The following is a 16,193-nucleotide window of genomic DNA, read 5'->3' as shown; positions in this document are numbered from 1 at the left end:
CCCCAATCCCCAATCCCCAGCCTCTAGGCCGGCGGCGCGAACCGCGCCGCCGCCAGGCGGATGCTCCACACCGTCGCAGCCTTCGCTGACGCCGGATCCCTAATCCCGCATCCCCAGTCCCGGCTCCCCAGCCACGTCCACCCATACCAGATGGTGGTCGCTGCCGTCGGCGATCGCCGCGGCCGCCGTGCCGGACGCGGGCCAGAACACGCCGCTGTCCAGGTAGCGGAAGCCGACCGACGGCAGCACGTAGTCCAGCCGCATCGCGCCGGCCTTGGGCCCGAAGTCGCCGGTGACCTGGGCGGGCGATCCGCGGCGGACGATGCCCTGTTCGGCGTAGGCGCGCGCGGTTTCTTCGCCGCCGGCGCTGCGCGGGGTCGGGTAGCGCAGCACGCGCGGATGCTCGATCAGTTCGACGATGGCGTCATGGCGGCCTTCGCCGTCGACCGGGTCGTTGTTGAGGTCGCCGAGGATCACGAAGCGCGCGCCGGGGTCCAGGCCGCCGCAGCGCCCGGCGTCGTCGCACAGCCAGCCTTGCGCGCCGCCGCCGAGGTATTCGCGCCATAGCCGCAGTTCGTCGTGGTTGCGCGCGGCATTGCGTTTCTCCACGCCGTCGAACACCGGCGGGGTCGGGTGCGAGACCAGCGCATGCACCACGCCCAGCGGCGTGCGCACCGGCACGTCCCAGTGCGATTTCGACGACAGCCGCAGCTGCGCCCACACCTCGTCGCGATGGAACGGGCGGCCGCTGGCCGGGTCGATAGGGCGCAGCGCGCCGGGCAGCGCGCTCCACTTCAGCAGGCGGAAGCTGCGCACCGCGCTGGCGTCGATCGGGTACCTGGACAGCAGCAGCATGCCGTACTGGCCCGGGTGCAGCCCGTAGCCCCAGGCGTCGTTGCCGCGCGCGCGGCCTTCGCCGCCGCTGTGGCCGTCGTTGTCCAGGTCCAGTCCGCTCGGCACGCCGGTGTTCACCGCGGCCAGGTAGCGGTAGGGATAGCGCAGCGCGGCGCCGCCGCCGGGCTGGGCCACTTCCAGGTAGCGTTGCTGGAACAGGTCGGCGGCACGGTGCGCGTCGTCGTAGTCGAACTCGTTGAGCAGCACCAGGTCCGGGCGCACCTGCTGCAGCACCGCGGCGATCTTGCGCGCATGCGCGCTGTCGCCCTGCAGTTCGGCGATCAGCCCGCCGGTCTGGTCCGAATACAGCGAGGTGTTGTAGGTGGCCAGGCGCAGCTGGCCGTCGTGGCGCGCGGTGCCGGCATCGGTCGTGGCGGGGGCGGGGGTGTGCGCGCAGGCGGCGCACAGCAGGATCAGGGCGAGCGGCAGGAGGTATCGGGTCATCGGCGCAGTTTCGCATGCGTTCGATGTCGGATCGATGGCGACCGTGCGCCGTGGGTCAGCGCTCCAGGCGCGCGGCGTAGTCGTCGAAGTCGCGCCAGTGGCGCCCGTCGTAGGCTTCGAGCGGACGATAGCGGCGCTTGTAGTCCATCTTCTGGTGGCCGCGGATCCAGTACCCCAGGTACAGGTGCGCCAGGCCGTCGCGCCTGGCCCATTCGATCTGGCGCAGGATCGCCAACGTGCCCAGGCCGCGCCCGGCCGCGTCCGGGTCGTAGAAGGTGTAGACCGCCGACAGCGCCTGTTCGGTGACGTCGGTGACCGCCACCGCCAGCAGCCGTCCGCGCTCGCCGCCGGCGGCGGCCTCGCGCAGTTCCAGGAAGCGGCCGTGCGACCAGCGGCCGATCAGGAACTGGTCGAACTCGCGCGCGCCGTGCTCGTCCATGCCGCCGCCGGGATGGCGCAGCTGCAGGTAGCGCTGGTACAGCGCCAGCTGCTCGGGGGTGCGTTCGGCGGCGACGATGCGCGTTTCGATGTCGGCGTTGCGCGCCAGGCAGCGGCGCTGGCTGCGGTCGGGCACGAAGCCGGCCACTGCGATGCGCACCGCCACGCAGGCGCGGCACTGGTCGCAGTGCGGCCGGTACACCAGATCGCCGGAACGGCGGAAACCCCAGCTCAGCGCCAGCGGATACAGCGAGCCCAGGCGCGGGTCGTGCGGGTCCAGCACCAGGTCGCGCGCCTGCCGGTCCGGCCAATAGCCGCACGCGTGCTGGCCGGTCTGGAACAGCCGCAGGTCGTCGCTGGCGTCGGCGTGGATGGCCATGCAGCCAGCATAGCGCCTTGCGGTCGCAACGGCCGCGACTGTCCGCCGGATGAATGCGCCCCGGCGCACGTCAACCGTGCCGACGGCGGGGCGTTGACTGCCATGAAGGCGCCGATGCGCCGGCCCGTTGCGCGGCCGCCGCCTCCGTCCCTCGCGTCTGCAGGTCGCGCCCGTCGCGCTGGCAGGTTTCCTCTACCCGCTGTTACCCCGGGAGTTCTCCATGAAGTATCGCAATCCGCTGCTCGCCCTGGCCGTGCTCGCCGCGCTGTCCGGCGCCGCCCATGCCGCCAACCCGCCGCCGGCGGCGACCCCCGCGCCCGCACAGGACGCCGCCGATGGCCACGGTGGCGGCTTCGCCAGGCTGGACAAGAACGGCGACGGCGTCGTCGACCGCAGCGAGGCGGCGGCCAGTCCGCGCCTGGCCGGGCGCTTCGACCAGCTCGACAAGAACAAGGACGGCAAGCTGACGCCGGACGAATCGCCGCGCCACCGCCGCCACGGCGAACGCCGCATGCACGACGGCGGCGCGCTGGCCAAGCTGGACGCCGACAAGGACGGGCGCATCAGCCGCGACGAGGCCAAGGCCGATCCGAAGTTCGCCGCGCGCTTCGATGCGATGGACGCGAACAAGGACGGCTTCGTCGATCAAGCCGACCGCCAGTTGCGCGCCAAGCAGCATCGCGACGCGTGGTTCGCCGAGGCCGACACCGACAAGGACGGCAAGCTCAGCCGCGCCGAGTTCGACGTGGCGCACGCCAAACGCGGCATGCGCCACCTGCACCGGCCGATGGGCGACAAGCCGGCGGGCGCGCCCGAGCGCGGCTGATCCATCCGCACCCCGCAACAAGGCGCCGATCGACAGCCCCTGCGCGGCAACGCCAGGGGCTTTTTTTGCCGCCGCGGATCAGAGCTTCCCCGTCGTTGCGGACAACGGAACCCCTGCCTGGCGCTGGCGATCGTGCGCGCGCCGCCGGGAAAGACCTGCACGCTCACGTTGCACGTCGAGTCCGACACGCTGCAGCCCACCAGCGCACCAGCCCACCAGCACGCGCGTGCAGGTGCAGCGATGAGCGGCGCGCACGCGCGATGCACCCATGGCAGCGCGCGCATGCCCCATCCGCATGCCGCCCACGATCGTCCAGTGAAGAAACCGGCTGGACGATTTTGGGGCGAGGCCTTAGGCCTCGGCCGCGACAGGCTCGGCTGCACCGGCCTTGGCAACCGATGGCTCAGGGCGGCCGCGTTCGCGCCCACGACACGTCGCCGACCGTGGTCGCCTGCCAGGAAATGCGCCCTTTCCGATGGCGTCGGCAGGTCCTAGCCGATCCAGCCCTCGCCCAGCGCCACGGCGGCCACCACCAGCACGTTCGTCGCCACGATCGCCGGCCGCCCATAGAGGCTGTGGTACAGCCAGGTCGGTCCGCGGCGGCCATGCCGCGCCGCATCGCGCGCCAGCAGCGGCGCCATGATCCGCTGCAGCGGGAACAGGCATTGGTAGTTGATCACCAGCATGCCCGCGGCGAGGAAACCCAGCGCCAGGCCGGGCGCGGCGCCCAGCGCCTCCAGCAGCGCGGTACCCACGCAGATCGCCGCGGCGCTGCCGGTGTTGAGGTGGATGAAGCGCCTGACCGAGGCGCGCTCGTGCGCGCTCTCGGCATAGCGCAGCAGGTACAGGCCGCCCAGATAGGCGCCGAGCATGCCGCCGACCAGTCCGCAGAGCATGGCCGCCCATTGGTGGCCCTGCAGCATGCTGCCCTGGCTGGCCAGCGCGCCGAGCGAACCGAGTGCGGTGCCGCCGGATAACGAGGACACGCCCAGTCCGCCGGCACCGAGCTTGCCCGCTCCCAGCGAGCCTGCGCCGCCGGCGTACAGGATCGCCGCGCCGGCCGTGCCGGGCGCGGCCAGCAGCAGCGACGACGCCAACGTGGCCGCGAACGCCGCGCCCGGCGCGCTGCCGCGCGCGAAATCGCCGAAGCGCTGCAGCAGTTCCTCGCGCACGCTTGCGCGCGCGCGCGACAGCCGCTTGCGCACCGCCGCGTCGCTGAGCCCGAGCAGCGCGGCCACCTGCTGCGACTGCTGGCCTTCGCGGTAGTACAGCAGCAGGGTCTCGCGGCTGTCCTCGGGCAGCGCCGAGATGATGTCCGCGGCGACGATCTCCTCTTCCAGGCGCAGCAGGCGTTCGGCCGGCGAGGGCGCAGGGTCGGCGGCCATCGTCAGCGCGATCTCCGCGGCCTCGCCGGACATCGGCCGGCCGCGCTGCGCGCGCAGCCAGTCGCGCGCCAGGTTGCGGGTGATCTGGCGCAGCCAGGGCAGGAAGCTGGCGTGGCTGTTGAGCCGCGACAGCTGTTGCCACGCTTTGAGGAACGCCTCCTGGGCGATGTCCTCGCTGGCCTGCACGTCGCGGGTGATCGCCAGCGCGATCGCGCTGACGGTGTTCTGGCAGGCGGCGACCACGCGGCCATAGGCGTGCTGGCAGCCGCGCGCGGCGGCCGGCAGTTCGCGTTGCAGCAGCAATTCCAGCGGCGGGGAAACGGTACTCATGGCGGACTCGGTCGGCTCGGTTGGGCAGAACGGTGACGCGCCACGCCGGCGAATGTGACCGTGCCGGCTACTGGCCGCGCTGCGCCGGCTGCACCCGCACGCGGACTTCGTCGTCGTCGCGCGGCGGCTGGTCCGGCGCGGGCTGCGCCGGCACCGCGCGGGCCGGCACGGCCGGCGCGGGGGCCTGGTTGCCGCGGTGGCGCAGCACGGTGACCAGCGCCACCGCGCCGATCGCCAGCAGCAGCCCGATGCGGATCCGCCACGCCAGGCGCTTGCCGCTGTCCGGCACCGCCTGCGAGCGGAATTCGCTCAGGTAGGGCGACGCGGACGCGTCGCGGCGGGTGCTGTCGAGCAGCCCGGCGTTGCGCAGCAGCTCGCGCGCGCGCGGCTGGTCGTCGGCGTGCACCACCCACACCGTTGGCTGCGCCTGCGACGCCACCGGCTCGAGATAGCTGAACTGCCCGCTGCGCTTGCTGCGGTAGGAGCGGCCATTGCTGAGCCGCACCGCGATGCCTTCGTCGCGCAGCATCTTGGCCACGCCTTCGGCGGTTTCCACGCGCTGGCTGCTGAATACCTGCCGCATCGTCGTGTCCTCAGTTCTTCGCTGGAACCTGGGCCGCGGCGCCGCGGTCCGGCACCACGCGGATCAGCCCTTCCTGCGCGGTGCTGGCGACCAGTACCCCCTCGCGGGTGAAGAACTGGCCGCGCGCCAATCCGCGCGAGCCCTGCGCGCTTGGGCTGTCCAGCGAGTACAGCAGCCATTCGTCGGCGCGGAACGGGCGGTGGAACCACAACGCATGGTCCAGCGAGGCCATCTGCACGTTCGGCGTGTAGTAGCTGATGCCGTGCGGGAAGGTCGCGGTGCCGAGCAGGTGGAAGTCCGACGCATACGCCAGCAGCGCCTGGTGCAGCTCCGGCGCATCGCCGACCGGCTCGCTCAGGCGCAGCCACATGTGCTGGAACGGGGGGCGCTTGGGCGGGTTGAGCTCGTCGCGCGGATACACGTGACGGAACTCGAACGGGCCGCCGCGCGACAGCCAGCGCTGCACCTTCGTCGGCAGCGTCGCCAGCACCTCCGGGCGCACCGCCTGGGTCGGCTCGATGTCCTCCGGCTGCGGCACCTCCGGCATCTTCAGCTGGTGCGTCGCGCCGTCCTCGTGTTCCTGGAACGAGGCGGCGCAGAAGAAGATCACCTGGCCGTGCTGGATCGCGGTGACCCGGCGCACCGAGAAGCTGCCACCGTCGCGGGTGCGGTCCACGTCGTAGACGATGGGGTGGTCGATGTCGCCGGCGCGCAGGAAATAGGCATGCAGCGAATGCGCGCGGCGTCCGTTCTCCACCGTGGCCTGCGCCGCCGACAGGGCCTGGCCCAGCACCTGGCCGCCGAACACGTACTTGGTGCCGATATCGCGGCTCTGGCCGCGGAACAGGTTGTCCTCCAGCCGTTCCAGCGACAGCAGTTCGATCAGTTCGGACACGACGGGTTCGGGCTTGGCGGACAAGAGGCGGGGCCTGGGCGATATCAGGCCGCGATTATAGCGGGCCGCCACCGCGCGCCCGTGGCGGCGGGGCGCTCAATCCTTGCGCAGGCGCGCGGCCAGCGCGTGCAGCGCCGCCTGGGTATCGGGCGCCTGCCAGCTGTCGACGAAGCGCTCCAGCTGGATGTGCTCGTCGGCCAGCGCCGCGAGCAGGTCGGCGCGCGCGATCGCGCGGGTCTGCAGCATCGGCTGCCGCGGCAGCTTCAGCAGGTCCTGCAGCCAGGCCACCGCGCGCGCCACGACCAGTTCGGCCTCGGTCAGTTCGTCGACCAGGCCGATCTCCAGCGCGCGCTCGGCGCTGACCAGCTCGCCGGCGACCAGCAGGCGTTCGGCGCGGTGCGCGCCGACCACCCGGCGCAGCAGGCGCTGGATGCCTTCCGGCGCGACCAGCCCGACCTGGGTCTCGTTGAGGCCGATGGCGAACGGATGCGCCGGGTCGGGGCTGCGCGCCATCACCCGGTAGTCGCAGCACAGCGCGAGCACGCAGCCGCCTGCCGGGGCGTGCCCGGTCAGCGCTGCGACCACCGGCATCGGGCTGGCGGCCAGCGCGCGCGCGGCGCCGAAGAACGCCTGCCAGCTGTGCAGCAGCTTGGCGCGGTCGTCGCCGTGCGCCAGCAGGTGCGGCACGTCCATGCCGGCGGAGAAGATGCGCTCGCTGCCGGACAGCACCACCGCGTGCACCGCATCGGCCTGCGCCTGTGCGATCGCCGCGGCCAGTTCGCCGCACAGCGCGGTATCGAGCGCATTGACCGGCGCGCGGGCCAGCTGGATCTGGCGGATGGGGCCGTGGTCGAGGACCTGGATCAGCGGGTTCATGCGGGTTTTCCGGAAGGCGGCGAGGTTGGGACGGCTATCATAGAGCCTATGGAGCTCATACCATCCGCATGCGTACGGAGGCTGGCCGTCGGGCTGGCGTATCTGGCGGTGTTCGCGTCGGGGGCCGCGTTCGCCGCGCCAGCGGCGGCCAAGGCCGATCGTTGCGTGCCGCAATGGCAGGCGGGCTGGGTACGGCTGCCGCCGAACGCGGCGATGCCGATGGCCGCCGGCTTCGGCCGCCTGCACAACCCTTGCGCGCAGGCATTGGCGGTGGTGTCGGCGCGCAGTCCGGCCTTCGCCGAGGTCAGCGTGCATCAGACCACCCAGGTGGACGGGGTCAGCAGGATGCGCGACATCGAGCGCCTGCCGCTGGCCGCCGGCGCCGACGCCGTGCTGCAGCCCGGTGGCCTGCACCTGATGCTGATGCAGCCGGCGCAGCCGCTGCGCGAGGGTGCGCGCCTGCCGATCACCTTCGTGCTGGAAGACGGGCGCGAGGTGCAGGGCGAAATGAAGGTGAGTGCGAGCAAGCCGTAGCGGTTGGCTGGGCATGTCGGCGTTCGCGGTTGCCGCTGCAGCCTGCGGATTCGGCGCGTCGCGACTGAAGTCGCTCCCACAGGGGCTTGCGGCCAGCGACCAGGTGCGCGGTACGGCCAACAACCAGGTGCACCGTGGGCTTCTGACCGGTCCCGAAGCCGTTGTGTTCGCGGCTTCGTTCGTCGCGGCTGAAGCCGCTCCTACAGGGGCGCGGGACTGGCCTGGCAATTGGGTGCACGTAAGGGCGGCGTCAGTCCGGACGTTGCCTGTCGCTGTCGGGTTCGCCGCCTTCGTTTGTCGCGGCTGAAGCCGCTCCTGCAGTACCGGCGGTCAGCCAAGCTGTAGATCTGCGGCCAGCCAGCCGGACGCGATGTAGGAGGGGCTTCAGCCCCGACGCTTTACCGGTAAGGCGTCGGGGCCGAAGCCCCTCCTACAGAAAAGCGGTTGCGCTGGAGCCGCAAAAAAAGGCCGCTTTTCTGAAAAAAAGCGGCCTTTTTTGCATCAAATCGCTTGACATCGATTTGACCCAGGACATCATCCTGCCGTCCCGAGTCCCGAGTCCCGAGTCCCGAGTCCCGAGTCCCGAGTCCCGAGTCCCGAGTCCCGAGTCCCGAGTCCCGAGTTCCGAGTCCCGAGTCCCGGCTTTTCAGCTGCACGCCGCGCGGATCTCGTCCGGCAGCGGCGCGCTCTGGCCGGTCTGGGTGTCGATCCACACCACCACCACGTTGCCGTCCGAATGCAGCACGCTGTCGTCCTTCTGGTCGACGATGCGATGGCCGACGGTGATGCTGCTGGTGCCCATGCGCTCGACGAACAGCTCCACGACGATGTCGTTGGGCCACACGATCGGGCGGCGGTAGTTGACGTTGGTCGCCGCCACCACCGGCGCGATGCGGTTGCGCATCGAGAAGCCTTCCACGTGCAGCAGCCAGCGCACGCGCGCTTCCTCCAGGTAGGACACGTATTTGGCATTGTTGACGTGGCCCATGCTGTCCATGTCGCGCCAGCGCACGCTGATCGGCACGCGCGCCAGCGGCTTGTGCGAAGTGGAGGAGGACTCGGCGGGGGATGCGCTCATCGTGCGGCCTTCTTGGTCGTGGTCTTCTTGGCCGCCTTCTTGGCGGCGGCCTTCTCGGCCTTGCTCTTGCGCGGCGGCAGCGCGTCGGGCTTGTTGGCCATCGCCGCCGGCTTGGTCGGCTTGGCCACGGTGCCGGCGGGCAGCAGCTTGAGCAGGAACTGGCCGGTGTAGGAGTCCGGATGCGCGGCGATGTCCTCCGGCGTGCCGGTGGCCAGGATGGTGCCGCCGCGATGGCCGCCCTCCGGGCCCAGGTCCACCACCCAGTCCGCGGTCTTGATCACGTCCAGGTTGTGCTCGATCACCACCACGGTGTTGCCTTCGTCGCGCAGCTTGTGCAGCACCGCGAGCAGGTGCTCGATGTCGTGGAAGTGCAGGCCGGTGGTCGGCTCGTCGAGGATGTACAGCGTGCGCCCGGTATCGCGGCGCGACAGTTCCTTGGACAGCTTGACGCGCTGCGCCTCGCCGCCGGACAGCGTGGTCGCGCTCTGCCCGAGCTTGATGTAGCTCAGGCCCACGTCGACCAGCGTCTCCAGCTTGCGCGCGATGCTGGGCACCGGCTCGAACAGCTTCAGCGCATCCTCGACGGTCATCTCCAGCACGTCGTTGATGTTGAAGCCCTTGTACAGGATCTCCAGCGTCTCGCGGTTGTAGCGCTTGCCGTGGCACACGTCGCAGGGCACGTAGACGTCGGGCAGGAAGTGCATTTCCACCTTCAGCAGGCCGTCGCCCTGGCACGCCTCGCAGCGTCCGCCGCGCACGTTGAAGCTGAAACGGCCCGGCGAGTAGCCGCGTGCGCGCGATTCGGGCACCTGCGCGAACAGTTCGCGCAGCGGGGTGAACAGGCCGGTGTAGGTGGCCGGGTTGGAGCGCGGGGTGCGCCCGATCGGCGACTGGTCGATGTCCACGACCTTGTCGAACAGGTCCAGGTTCTCGATCTCGCGGTACGGCGCCACGGTGTGCGAGGCGCCGTTGATCTCGTTGGCCGCCAGGGTGAACAAGGTGTCGTTGATCAGCGTCGACTTGCCGGACCCGGACACGCCGGTGACGCAGGTCATCAGCCCGGCCGGGATCGCCAGGTCCACGCCCTTGAGGTTGTTGCCGGTCGCGCCGCGCAGGTGCAGCGTCATCTTCGGGTTGGGCTTGTGCCGCTTGGCCGGGATCTCGATGCGGCGCTTGCCGGACAGGTACTGGCCGGTCAGCGAGCGCGGCGCCTTGAGCAGGTCGTCCAGGGTGCCCTGGCCGACGATCTCGCCGCCGTGCACGCCGGCGCCGGGGCCGATGTCCAGCACGTAGTCGGCCTGGCGGATCGCGTCCTCGTCGTGCTCGACCACGATCACCGTGTTGCCCAGGTCGCGCAGCCGGGTCAGCGTGCCGAGCAGGCGCTCGTTGTCGCGCTGGTGCAGGCCGATCGACGGCTCGTCGAGCACGTACATCACCCCGACCAGGCCGGCGCCGATCTGCGAGGCCAGGCGGATGCGCTGCGCCTCGCCGCCGGACAGGGTGTCGGCCTTGCGCTCCAGGGTCAGGTAGTCCAGGCCCACGTCGACCAGGAAGCCGAGCCGTTCGGCGATCTCCTTGACGATCTTGCTGGCGATTTCGCCGCGCCAGCCGGGCAGGCTCAGCTGGCGGAAGAACGCCAGCGCATCGTCCACCGGCAGCACCACCAGCTCGGGCAGCGGGCGGTCGGCGACGAACACGTTGCGCGCGGCCTTGTTCAGGCGCGCGCCCTTGCATTCCGGGCACGGCCGTTCGCTGATGTACTTGGCCAGTTCCTCGCGCACCGCCGACGATTCGGTCTCGCGGTAGCGGCGCTCCAGGTTCGGGATGATGCCTTCGAAGCGGTGCTTGCGCTGGGTGCGGCCGCCGGCGTCGGTGAAGTAGGTGAAGGTGATGGTCTCCTCGCCGCTGCCGTACAACACCGCCTGGCGCACGTTCGCCGGCAGCGACTGCCACGGCGCGTCCACGTCGAACTTGTAGTGCTTGGCCAGCGAGGCGATCAGCTGGAAGTAGTAGGCGTTGCGCCGGTCCCAGCCGCGCACCGCGCCGGCCGACAGCGACAGTGGCGGATGCACCACCACCCGCTCCGGATCGAAGAACTCGGCCACGCCCAGGCCGTCGCAGCTGGGGCAGGCGCCCATCGGCGCGTTGAACGAGAACAGCCGCGGTTCCAGTTCCGGCAGCGAGTAGTCGCACACCGGGCAGCTGTACTTGGACGAGAACAGGTGCGGCGCGGCGTCGGCGGCGTCCAGGCTCTGCACCGAGACCATGCCGTCGGCCAGCTTCAGCGCGGTCTCGAAGCTCTCGGCCAGGCGCTGCTTGATGTCCTCGCGCGGGCGGAAGCGGTCGATCACCGCCTCGATGGTGTGCTTCTGGCGCAGCGCCAGCGCCGGCACCGCGTCGATCTCGTACAGTTCGCCGTCCACGCGCACGCGCACGAAGCCCTGCGCGCGCAGCTGTTCGAACACCTGCGCATGCTCGCCCTTGCGGTCGCGGATCACCGGCGCCAGCAGCATGTAGCGCTGCTCCGGGTCCAGGCCCAGCACGTGGTCGACCATCTGGCTGACCGTCTGCGCCTCCAGCGGATAGCCGTGGTCCGGGCAGCGCGGCTGGCCGACGCGCGCGTACAGCAGGCGCAGGTAGTCGTAGATCTCGGTGATGGTGCCGACGGTCGAGCGCGGGTTGTGCGAGGTCGACTTCTGCTCGATCGCGATCGCCGGCGACAGGCCTTCGATGTGGTCGATGTCGGGCTTTTCCATCACGCTGAGGAACTGCCGCGCGTACGCCGACAGCGACTCCACGTAGCGGCGCTGGCCTTCGGCGTAGATGGTGTCGAACGCCAGCGACGACTTGCCCGAGCCGGACAGGCCGGTGATCACGATCAGCTTGTCGCGCGGCAGGTCGAGGTCGAGGTTCTTGAGATTGTGCGTCCGCGCGCCGCGGATGCGGATGAAATCCATCGCCATGAGAAATCCGGGTTGGGTCGGCCGGACGGAGCCGGGCCGGCGTTGGGGGCGGAAGAGGGGACGGCAATCGATCAGCCTACCCAGCTTGTCAGGTGGGGGCAATTGCCCGGATTGCCAGCTCGGCACGGCCGCGCGATCCGGCTGCCGCGCCCGCCGCGGCCCGCGCGCCGGCGCCGACCCCGGGGCTTGACCCTAACCCGCTGAAGCCATTACAATTCCGCTCCTGTCTGCCCGAAGAGGCACGGCAGGGGCGACCACAATAACTACAGAGGAAGTCTGGTCATGTACGCAGTACTGGTAACCGGCGGTAAGCAATACCGCGTGGCGCAGGGCGAAACGCTCCGCGTCGAAAAGCTCGAGGCCGAAGCCGGCAACGAAATCAAGTTCGACAACATCCTGATGCTGGGCGACAGCGACGGCATCAAGCTCGGCGACGCGCTCAAGGGCGCCAGCGTCACCGCGAAGGTCGTGGCCCATGGCCGCGCCGACAAGGTGCGCATCATCAAGTTCCGCCGCCGCAAGCACCACATGAAGCGTCAGGGTCACCGGCAGCATTACACCGAAATCGAGATCACCGGCATCGCCGGTGGCGACAAGAAGTAAGGAGCAGCAGTCATGGCACATAAAAAGGGCGTAGGTTCCTCGCGCAACGGCCGCGACTCCAACCCGAAGTACCTGGGCGTGAAGATGTTCGGCGGCGAAGCGATCGAAGCCGGCAACATCATCGTGCGTCAGCGCGGCACCCAGTTCCACCCGGGTTCGGGCGTCGGCCTGGGCCGCGACCACACGTTGTTCGCGCTGGTCGACGGCAAGGTCGAGTTCTCGGTGAAGGGCGCCAAGAAGCGTCGCACCGTGAGCGTGGTCGCCGAAGCGGCCGCCTCCGAGGCCTGAGCGTTTCGCCTCCAGGGCCTGCGCCTGGCGCAGGCTTGCTGACGAAAGCCCCGCTTCGGCGGGGTTTTTGTTTGGTGGAGCCGGGACCAGGGACCAGGGGCCAGGGACCCGGGGATGGTCGCAAGCGTGCTGCGTTTTTGCTTTTTGTGGGAGGGGCTTCAGCCCCGACGCGTTACCGGTAAGGCGTCGGGGCTGAAGCCCCTCCCACAGAAGAGCGGTCGGGCCGAAGTGCCAAAAAGCGCCGGTTTTTCCCAAAAATTCGGCACTTTTTCACCAAATCGCTTGACAGCAATTTTCGCTGGGACACCATCTTGCCGGTCCCCGGTCCCCGCTGCACTTTTTCACTTTCTATCAGGCCGTACCCCATGAAACTCGTAGACGAAGCAGAAATCCAGGTCAGTGCCGGCAATGGCGGCAACGGCTGCATCGGCTTCCGCCGCGAGAAGTTCATCCCGCTCGGCGGGCCGGACGGCGGCGACGGCGGCAACGGCGGCAGCGTGTGGCTGGTCGCCGACGAGAACCTCAACACCCTGGTCGACTTCCGCCACCAGCGCGCGTTCCGCGCCCAGCGCGGCGAGAACGGCATGGGCCGGCAGATGTACGGCAAGGCCGGCGAGGACCTGGTCATCACCGTGCCGGTCGGCACCGTGGTGATCAACGTCGACACCGACGAGACCATCGGCGACCTGGTCGCGCACGGCGACCGCCTGCTGGTGGCGCAGGGCGGCAAGGGCGGCCTGGGCAACATGCATTTCAAGAGCTCGGTGACGCGCGCGCCGCGCAAGGCCACGCCGGGCGAGGAGGGCGAGGAGCGCAGGCTGAAGCTGGAGCTGAAGCTGCTGGCCGACGTGGGCCTGCTCGGCTTCCCCAACGCCGGCAAGAGCACCTTCATCCGCGCCGTGTCCGCGGCCACGCCGAAGGTGGCCGACTATCCGTTCACCACGCTGTATCCGAACCTGGGCGTGGTCAGCGTGGAGGCCTACCGCAGCTTCGTGATCGCCGACATCCCGGGCCTGATCGAGGGCGCCGCCGACGGCGCCGGCCTGGGCGCGCAGTTCCTGCGCCACCTGCAGCGCACGCGTCTGCTGCTGCACCTGGTGGATCTGGCGCCGATGGAGGGTGGCGTGGACGGCGTGGCGCCGATCGAGCAGGTACGTGCGATCGAGCGCGAGCTGGAGAAGCACGATCCGGAGCTGCTGGCCAAGCCGCGCTGGCTGGTGCTGAACAAGGCCGACCTGCTGTTCGAGGACGAGGCCCGCACGCTGGCCGAGCAGGTGGTGGCCGAGCTGGGCTGGACCCAGCCGTGGTACCTGGTCTCGGCGCTGGGCCGCGACGGCACCTGGCCGATCATGAAGGACGTGATGGCGTTCTTCGACCGCCAGCGCGAGGATGCGCTGGAAGCGGCGGCCAATGCGCGTTGAGCGCGTCGGCCGGCGCTGTTCCCCGAATCGCGCGCGCACGAAAAACCCGGCCAAGGCCGGGCTTTTTCGTGTTGCCGGAAGCGTTGGCGCCTCCGGCATCCACCGCAGCCGGTCAGGCGGCGGTCTTGATCGCCTTGATGCGGGCGGTCAGGCGGCTCTTGTGACGCGCGGCCTTGTTCTTGTGGATCAGGCCACGGGAGCTGAAACGGTCGAGAATCGGCTGGGCAACGGCGAAAGCGGCTTCGGCGCCGGCGGCGTCGTTGGCGTCCAGGGCCTTGATGACCTTCTTGACGGCGGTGCGCAGCATCGAACGCTGAGCCGTGTTGCGCGCGTTGCGCACGACGGTCTGCTTGGCGCGCTTCTTGGCGGACTTGATATTGGCCACGGTGGTGGTTTCCTGGAAAGCTATGTGGTGGATAAAAACAAGCGGGAGAGTATGAAGCGTACGAATATCCGCGTCAAGCCGATTGTCAAGAGGGTCGCTGCGTGAGCCCGCCACGAATGCTTCGCGGCTTGCTGTCCTTCAGCAGCATGACCATGGTGTCGCGGGTGCTGGGACTGGTCCGCGACCAGGCCATCACCTATTCGTTCGGCGCCAACGCTACCACCGATGCGTTCTGGGTGGCGTTCCGGATCCCCAATTTCCTGCGCCGGCTGTTCGCCGAAGGCTCCTTCGCCACCGCCTTCGTGCCGGTGTTCACCGAGGTGAAGGAGACCCGGCCGCACGCCGACCTGCGCGCGCTGATGGCGCGCGTGTCCGGCACCCTGGGCGGGATCCTGCTGCTGGTGACCGCGCTGGGGCTGATCTTCACCCCGCAGGTGGCGCTGCTGTTCAACCCCGGCTCGGCCGACGACTCGGCCAAGTTCGGGATGATCGTCGACCTGCTGCGCCTGACCTTCCCGTTCCTGCTGTTCGTGTCGCTGACCGCGCTGGCCGGCGGGGCGCTGAACAGCTTCAACCGCTTCGGCCTGCCGGCGCTGACCCCGGTGATCCTCAACCTGTGCATGATCGCCGGGGCGCTGTGGCTGGCGCCGCGGCTGGACGTGCCGATCCTGGCGATGGGCTGGGCGGTGCTGGTCGCCGGCGTGCTGCAGCTGCTGTTCCAGCTGCCGGCGCTGCGCGGCATCGGCCTGCTGACCCTGCCGCGCTGGGGCTGGCGCCACCCGGACGTGCGCCGGGTGCTGACGCTGATGGTGCCGACCCTGTTCGGTTCGTCGATCGCGCAGATCAACCTGCTGCTGGACACGGTGATCGCCTCGTTCCTGTTCGCCGGCTCGCAGAGCTGGCTGTCGCAGGCCGACCGCTTCCTGGAGCTGCCGCTGGGCGTGTTCGGCGTGGCGCTGGGCACGGTGATCCTGCCGGCGCTGTCGCGGCACCACGTCAAGACCGACCGGGCCGGTTTCTCCAACGCGCTGGACTGGGGCCTGCGCACCACGCTGCTGATCGCGGTGCCGGCGATGCTGGGGCTGATGCTGCTGAGCCAGCCGCTGGTGGCCACGCTGTTCCAGTACGGCAAGTTCACCGCGTTCGACACGCGGATGGCGGCGATGTCGGTGTTCGGGCTGAGCTTCGGCCTGCCGGCGTTCGCGCTGCTGAAGGTGCTGCTGCCGGCGTTCTATTCGCGCCAGGACACGCGCACGCCGGTGCGCGCCGGCATCGTCGCGCTGGTCGCGAACATGGTGCTGAACCTGATCTTCCTGGCGGTGCTGTACCAGCTGTGGGTGCCGGCGGAGCTGCGTGCCCAGGGCCTGCGCGCGGCGCTGGCCGCGGTGCCCGGCCTGCACCTGGCGCTGGGCTTGGCCAGCGCGGTGGCCAGCTACATCAACCTGTCGCTGCTGTGGCGCTGGCTGCGCCGCGCCGGCGTCTACCAGCCGCGCCCGGGCTGGGCCGGCTACCTGCTGCGGCTGGGCCTGGCCTGCGCGGCGATGGCCGCGCTGCTGGCGCTGGGCCTGCACTGGCTGCCGGCGTTCACCGCCATGGACAAGTGGCACCGCATCGGCGCGCTGCTGGCGCTGGTCGGCGGCGGCGGTGCCGTGTACCTGGCGGCGCTGCTGGCGCTGGGATTCCGGCTACGGGATTTGCGGGAGCATTAGCGCCGGGACCAGGGACCAGGGACCGGGGACCCGGTGTGGTTCGCGCTGAAGTTGCGGGATCGTGGGGCGCTGAGGATATATCTGGTTATTGGCCGCGCTCGTGGTGTTGCAGCGATGGGCTTCTCCCGGTCCCCGGTCCCCGGTCCCCGGTCCCGGCTATAC

15 protein-coding genes are annotated in these 16,193 nt (G+C 70.1%); 6 read left to right on the top strand and 9 right to left on the bottom strand.

What is annotated here, in order from left to right; translation table 11 throughout:
• Positions 1-99: 99 nt before the first annotated feature.
• Positions 100-1,338: an endonuclease/exonuclease/phosphatase family protein gene (locus JR065_RS11325; protein ID WP_206234272.1), complete on the bottom strand. Its 1,239-nt coding sequence runs from the start codon at positions 1,336-1,338 to the stop codon at positions 100-102.
• Between the two features lie 55 nt (positions 1,339-1,393).
• Positions 1,394-2,155 (bottom strand): arginyltransferase, encoded by a 762-nt coding sequence (locus JR065_RS11320; RefSeq protein WP_206234270.1) that lies wholly within the window; start codon positions 2,153-2,155, stop codon positions 1,394-1,396.
• Between the two features lie 220 nt (positions 2,156-2,375).
• Here JR065_RS11320 and JR065_RS11315 point away from each other — a divergent pair, with 220 nt between their 5' ends.
• On the top strand, positions 2,376-2,981 hold the full coding sequence (locus JR065_RS11315) for an EF-hand domain-containing protein (RefSeq protein ID WP_206234269.1): 606 nt from the start codon (positions 2,376-2,378) through the stop codon (positions 2,979-2,981).
• 491 nt (positions 2,982-3,472) lie between these two features.
• Here the strand turns inward: JR065_RS11315 and JR065_RS11310 are convergent, their stop codons facing one another.
• From JR065_RS11310 to JR065_RS11295, 4 genes are all read right to left on the bottom strand, one after another.
• Complete coding sequence (locus JR065_RS11310) at positions 3,473-4,696, bottom strand: RNA polymerase sigma factor (protein ID WP_206234268.1); 1,224 nt, start codon at positions 4,694-4,696, stop codon at positions 3,473-3,475.
• A gap of 67 nt (positions 4,697-4,763) precedes the next feature.
• The gene (locus tag JR065_RS11305) at positions 4,764-5,279 is read right to left on the bottom strand and encodes a pathogenicity-like protein (protein WP_206234267.1); all 516 of its coding nucleotides are present in this window, start codon (positions 5,277-5,279) and stop codon (positions 4,764-4,766) included.
• A 10-nt stretch (positions 5,280-5,289) separates the two neighbouring features.
• On the bottom strand, positions 5,290-6,198 hold the full coding sequence (gene tesB / locus JR065_RS11300) for an acyl-CoA thioesterase II (RefSeq protein WP_206234266.1): 909 nt from the start codon (positions 6,196-6,198) through the stop codon (positions 5,290-5,292).
• 72 nt (positions 6,199-6,270) lie between these two features.
• Positions 6,271-7,050, bottom strand: a complete 780-nt coding sequence (locus tag JR065_RS11295) for an enoyl-CoA hydratase/isomerase family protein (protein ID WP_206234265.1) — start codon at positions 7,048-7,050, stop codon at positions 6,271-6,273.
• Positions 7,051-7,098: 48 nt separating this feature from the next.
• Here JR065_RS11295 and JR065_RS11290 point away from each other — a divergent pair, with 48 nt between their 5' ends.
• Entirely contained in the window at positions 7,099-7,584 is a 486-nt protein-coding gene (locus tag JR065_RS11290; protein ID WP_206234282.1) for a copper chaperone PCu(A)C, read from the top strand.
• 646 nt (positions 7,585-8,230) lie between these two features.
• Here JR065_RS11290 and JR065_RS11285 read toward each other — a convergent pair.
• Entirely contained in the window at positions 8,231-8,662 is a 432-nt protein-coding gene (locus JR065_RS11285; RefSeq protein WP_206234264.1) for an acyl-CoA thioesterase, read from the bottom strand.
• Positions 8,659-11,625 (bottom strand): excinuclease ABC subunit UvrA, encoded by a 2,967-nt coding sequence (gene uvrA / locus JR065_RS11280; protein ID WP_206234262.1) that lies wholly within the window; start codon positions 11,623-11,625, stop codon positions 8,659-8,661. The genes JR065_RS11285 and uvrA overlap by 4 nt, the downstream gene beginning before the upstream one ends.
• A gap of 282 nt (positions 11,626-11,907) precedes the next feature.
• On the opposite strand from uvrA, the gene rplU reads away from it, so the two are divergent.
• From rplU to cgtA, 3 genes are all read left to right on the top strand, one after another.
• Complete coding sequence (gene rplU, locus JR065_RS11275) at positions 11,908-12,228, top strand: 50S ribosomal protein L21 (protein WP_206234261.1); 321 nt, start codon at positions 11,908-11,910, stop codon at positions 12,226-12,228.
• A gap of 12 nt (positions 12,229-12,240) precedes the next feature.
• On the top strand, positions 12,241-12,516 hold the full coding sequence (gene rpmA, locus JR065_RS11270) for a 50S ribosomal protein L27 (protein ID WP_206234259.1): 276 nt from the start codon (positions 12,241-12,243) through the stop codon (positions 12,514-12,516).
• 365 nt (positions 12,517-12,881) lie between these two features.
• The gene (cgtA, locus tag JR065_RS11265; protein WP_206234258.1) at positions 12,882-13,937 is read left to right on the top strand and encodes an Obg family GTPase CgtA; all 1,056 of its coding nucleotides are present in this window, start codon (positions 12,882-12,884) and stop codon (positions 13,935-13,937) included.
• Between the two features lie 112 nt (positions 13,938-14,049).
• Here cgtA and rpsT read toward each other — a convergent pair whose 3' ends face one another.
• Positions 14,050-14,322, bottom strand: a complete 273-nt coding sequence (gene rpsT / locus JR065_RS11260; RefSeq protein ID WP_003469619.1) for a 30S ribosomal protein S20 — start codon at positions 14,320-14,322, stop codon at positions 14,050-14,052.
• Between the two features lie 116 nt (positions 14,323-14,438).
• On the opposite strand from rpsT, the gene murJ reads away from it, so the two are divergent.
• A complete protein-coding gene (gene murJ / locus JR065_RS11255; RefSeq protein WP_206234281.1) occupies positions 14,439-16,031 on the top strand; it encodes a murein biosynthesis integral membrane protein MurJ in 1,593 nt (530 codons plus the stop codon).
• Positions 16,032-16,193 lie beyond the last annotated feature (162 nt).

Source organism: Xanthomonas sp. (assembly GCF_017163755.1).
Lineage (GTDB): Bacteria > Pseudomonadota > Gammaproteobacteria > Xanthomonadales > Xanthomonadaceae > Xanthomonas_A.
Note: the sequence above shows the minus strand (reverse complement) of the source record. Positions and strands in the feature narration are given on the sequence as shown.

Bases quoted from the DNA above. Each gene is read 5' to 3' on its own strand.
- JR065_RS11325 (WP_206234272.1), bottom strand. From the start codon at position 1,338: ATGACCCGATACCTCCTGCCGCTCGCCCTGATCCTGCTGTGCGCCGCC.
- JR065_RS11320 (WP_206234270.1), bottom strand. From the start codon at position 2,155: ATGGCCATCCACGCCGACGCCAGCGACGACCTGCGGCTGTTCCAGACC.
- JR065_RS11315 (WP_206234269.1), top strand. From the start codon at position 2,376: ATGAAGTATCGCAATCCGCTGCTCGCCCTGGCCGTGCTCGCCGCGCTG.
- JR065_RS11310 (WP_206234268.1), bottom strand. From the start codon at position 4,696: ATGAGTACCGTTTCCCCGCCGCTGGAATTGCTGCTGCAACGCGAACTG.
- JR065_RS11305 (WP_206234267.1), bottom strand. From the start codon at position 5,279: ATGCGGCAGGTATTCAGCAGCCAGCGCGTGGAAACCGCCGAAGGCGTG.
- JR065_RS11295 (WP_206234265.1), bottom strand. From the start codon at position 7,050: ATGAACCCGCTGATCCAGGTCCTCGACCACGGCCCCATCCGCCAGATC.
- JR065_RS11290 (WP_206234282.1), top strand. From the start codon at position 7,099: ATGGAGCTCATACCATCCGCATGCGTACGGAGGCTGGCCGTCGGGCTG.
- JR065_RS11285 (WP_206234264.1), bottom strand. From the start codon at position 8,662: ATGAGCGCATCCCCCGCCGAGTCCTCCTCCACTTCGCACAAGCCGCTG.
- uvrA (WP_206234262.1), bottom strand. From the start codon at position 11,625: ATGGCGATGGATTTCATCCGCATCCGCGGCGCGCGGACGCACAATCTC.
- rplU (WP_206234261.1), top strand. From the start codon at position 11,908: ATGTACGCAGTACTGGTAACCGGCGGTAAGCAATACCGCGTGGCGCAG.
- rpmA (WP_206234259.1), top strand. From the start codon at position 12,241: ATGGCACATAAAAAGGGCGTAGGTTCCTCGCGCAACGGCCGCGACTCC.
- cgtA (WP_206234258.1), top strand. From the start codon at position 12,882: ATGAAACTCGTAGACGAAGCAGAAATCCAGGTCAGTGCCGGCAATGGC.
- murJ (WP_206234281.1), top strand. From the start codon at position 14,439: ATGCTTCGCGGCTTGCTGTCCTTCAGCAGCATGACCATGGTGTCGCGG.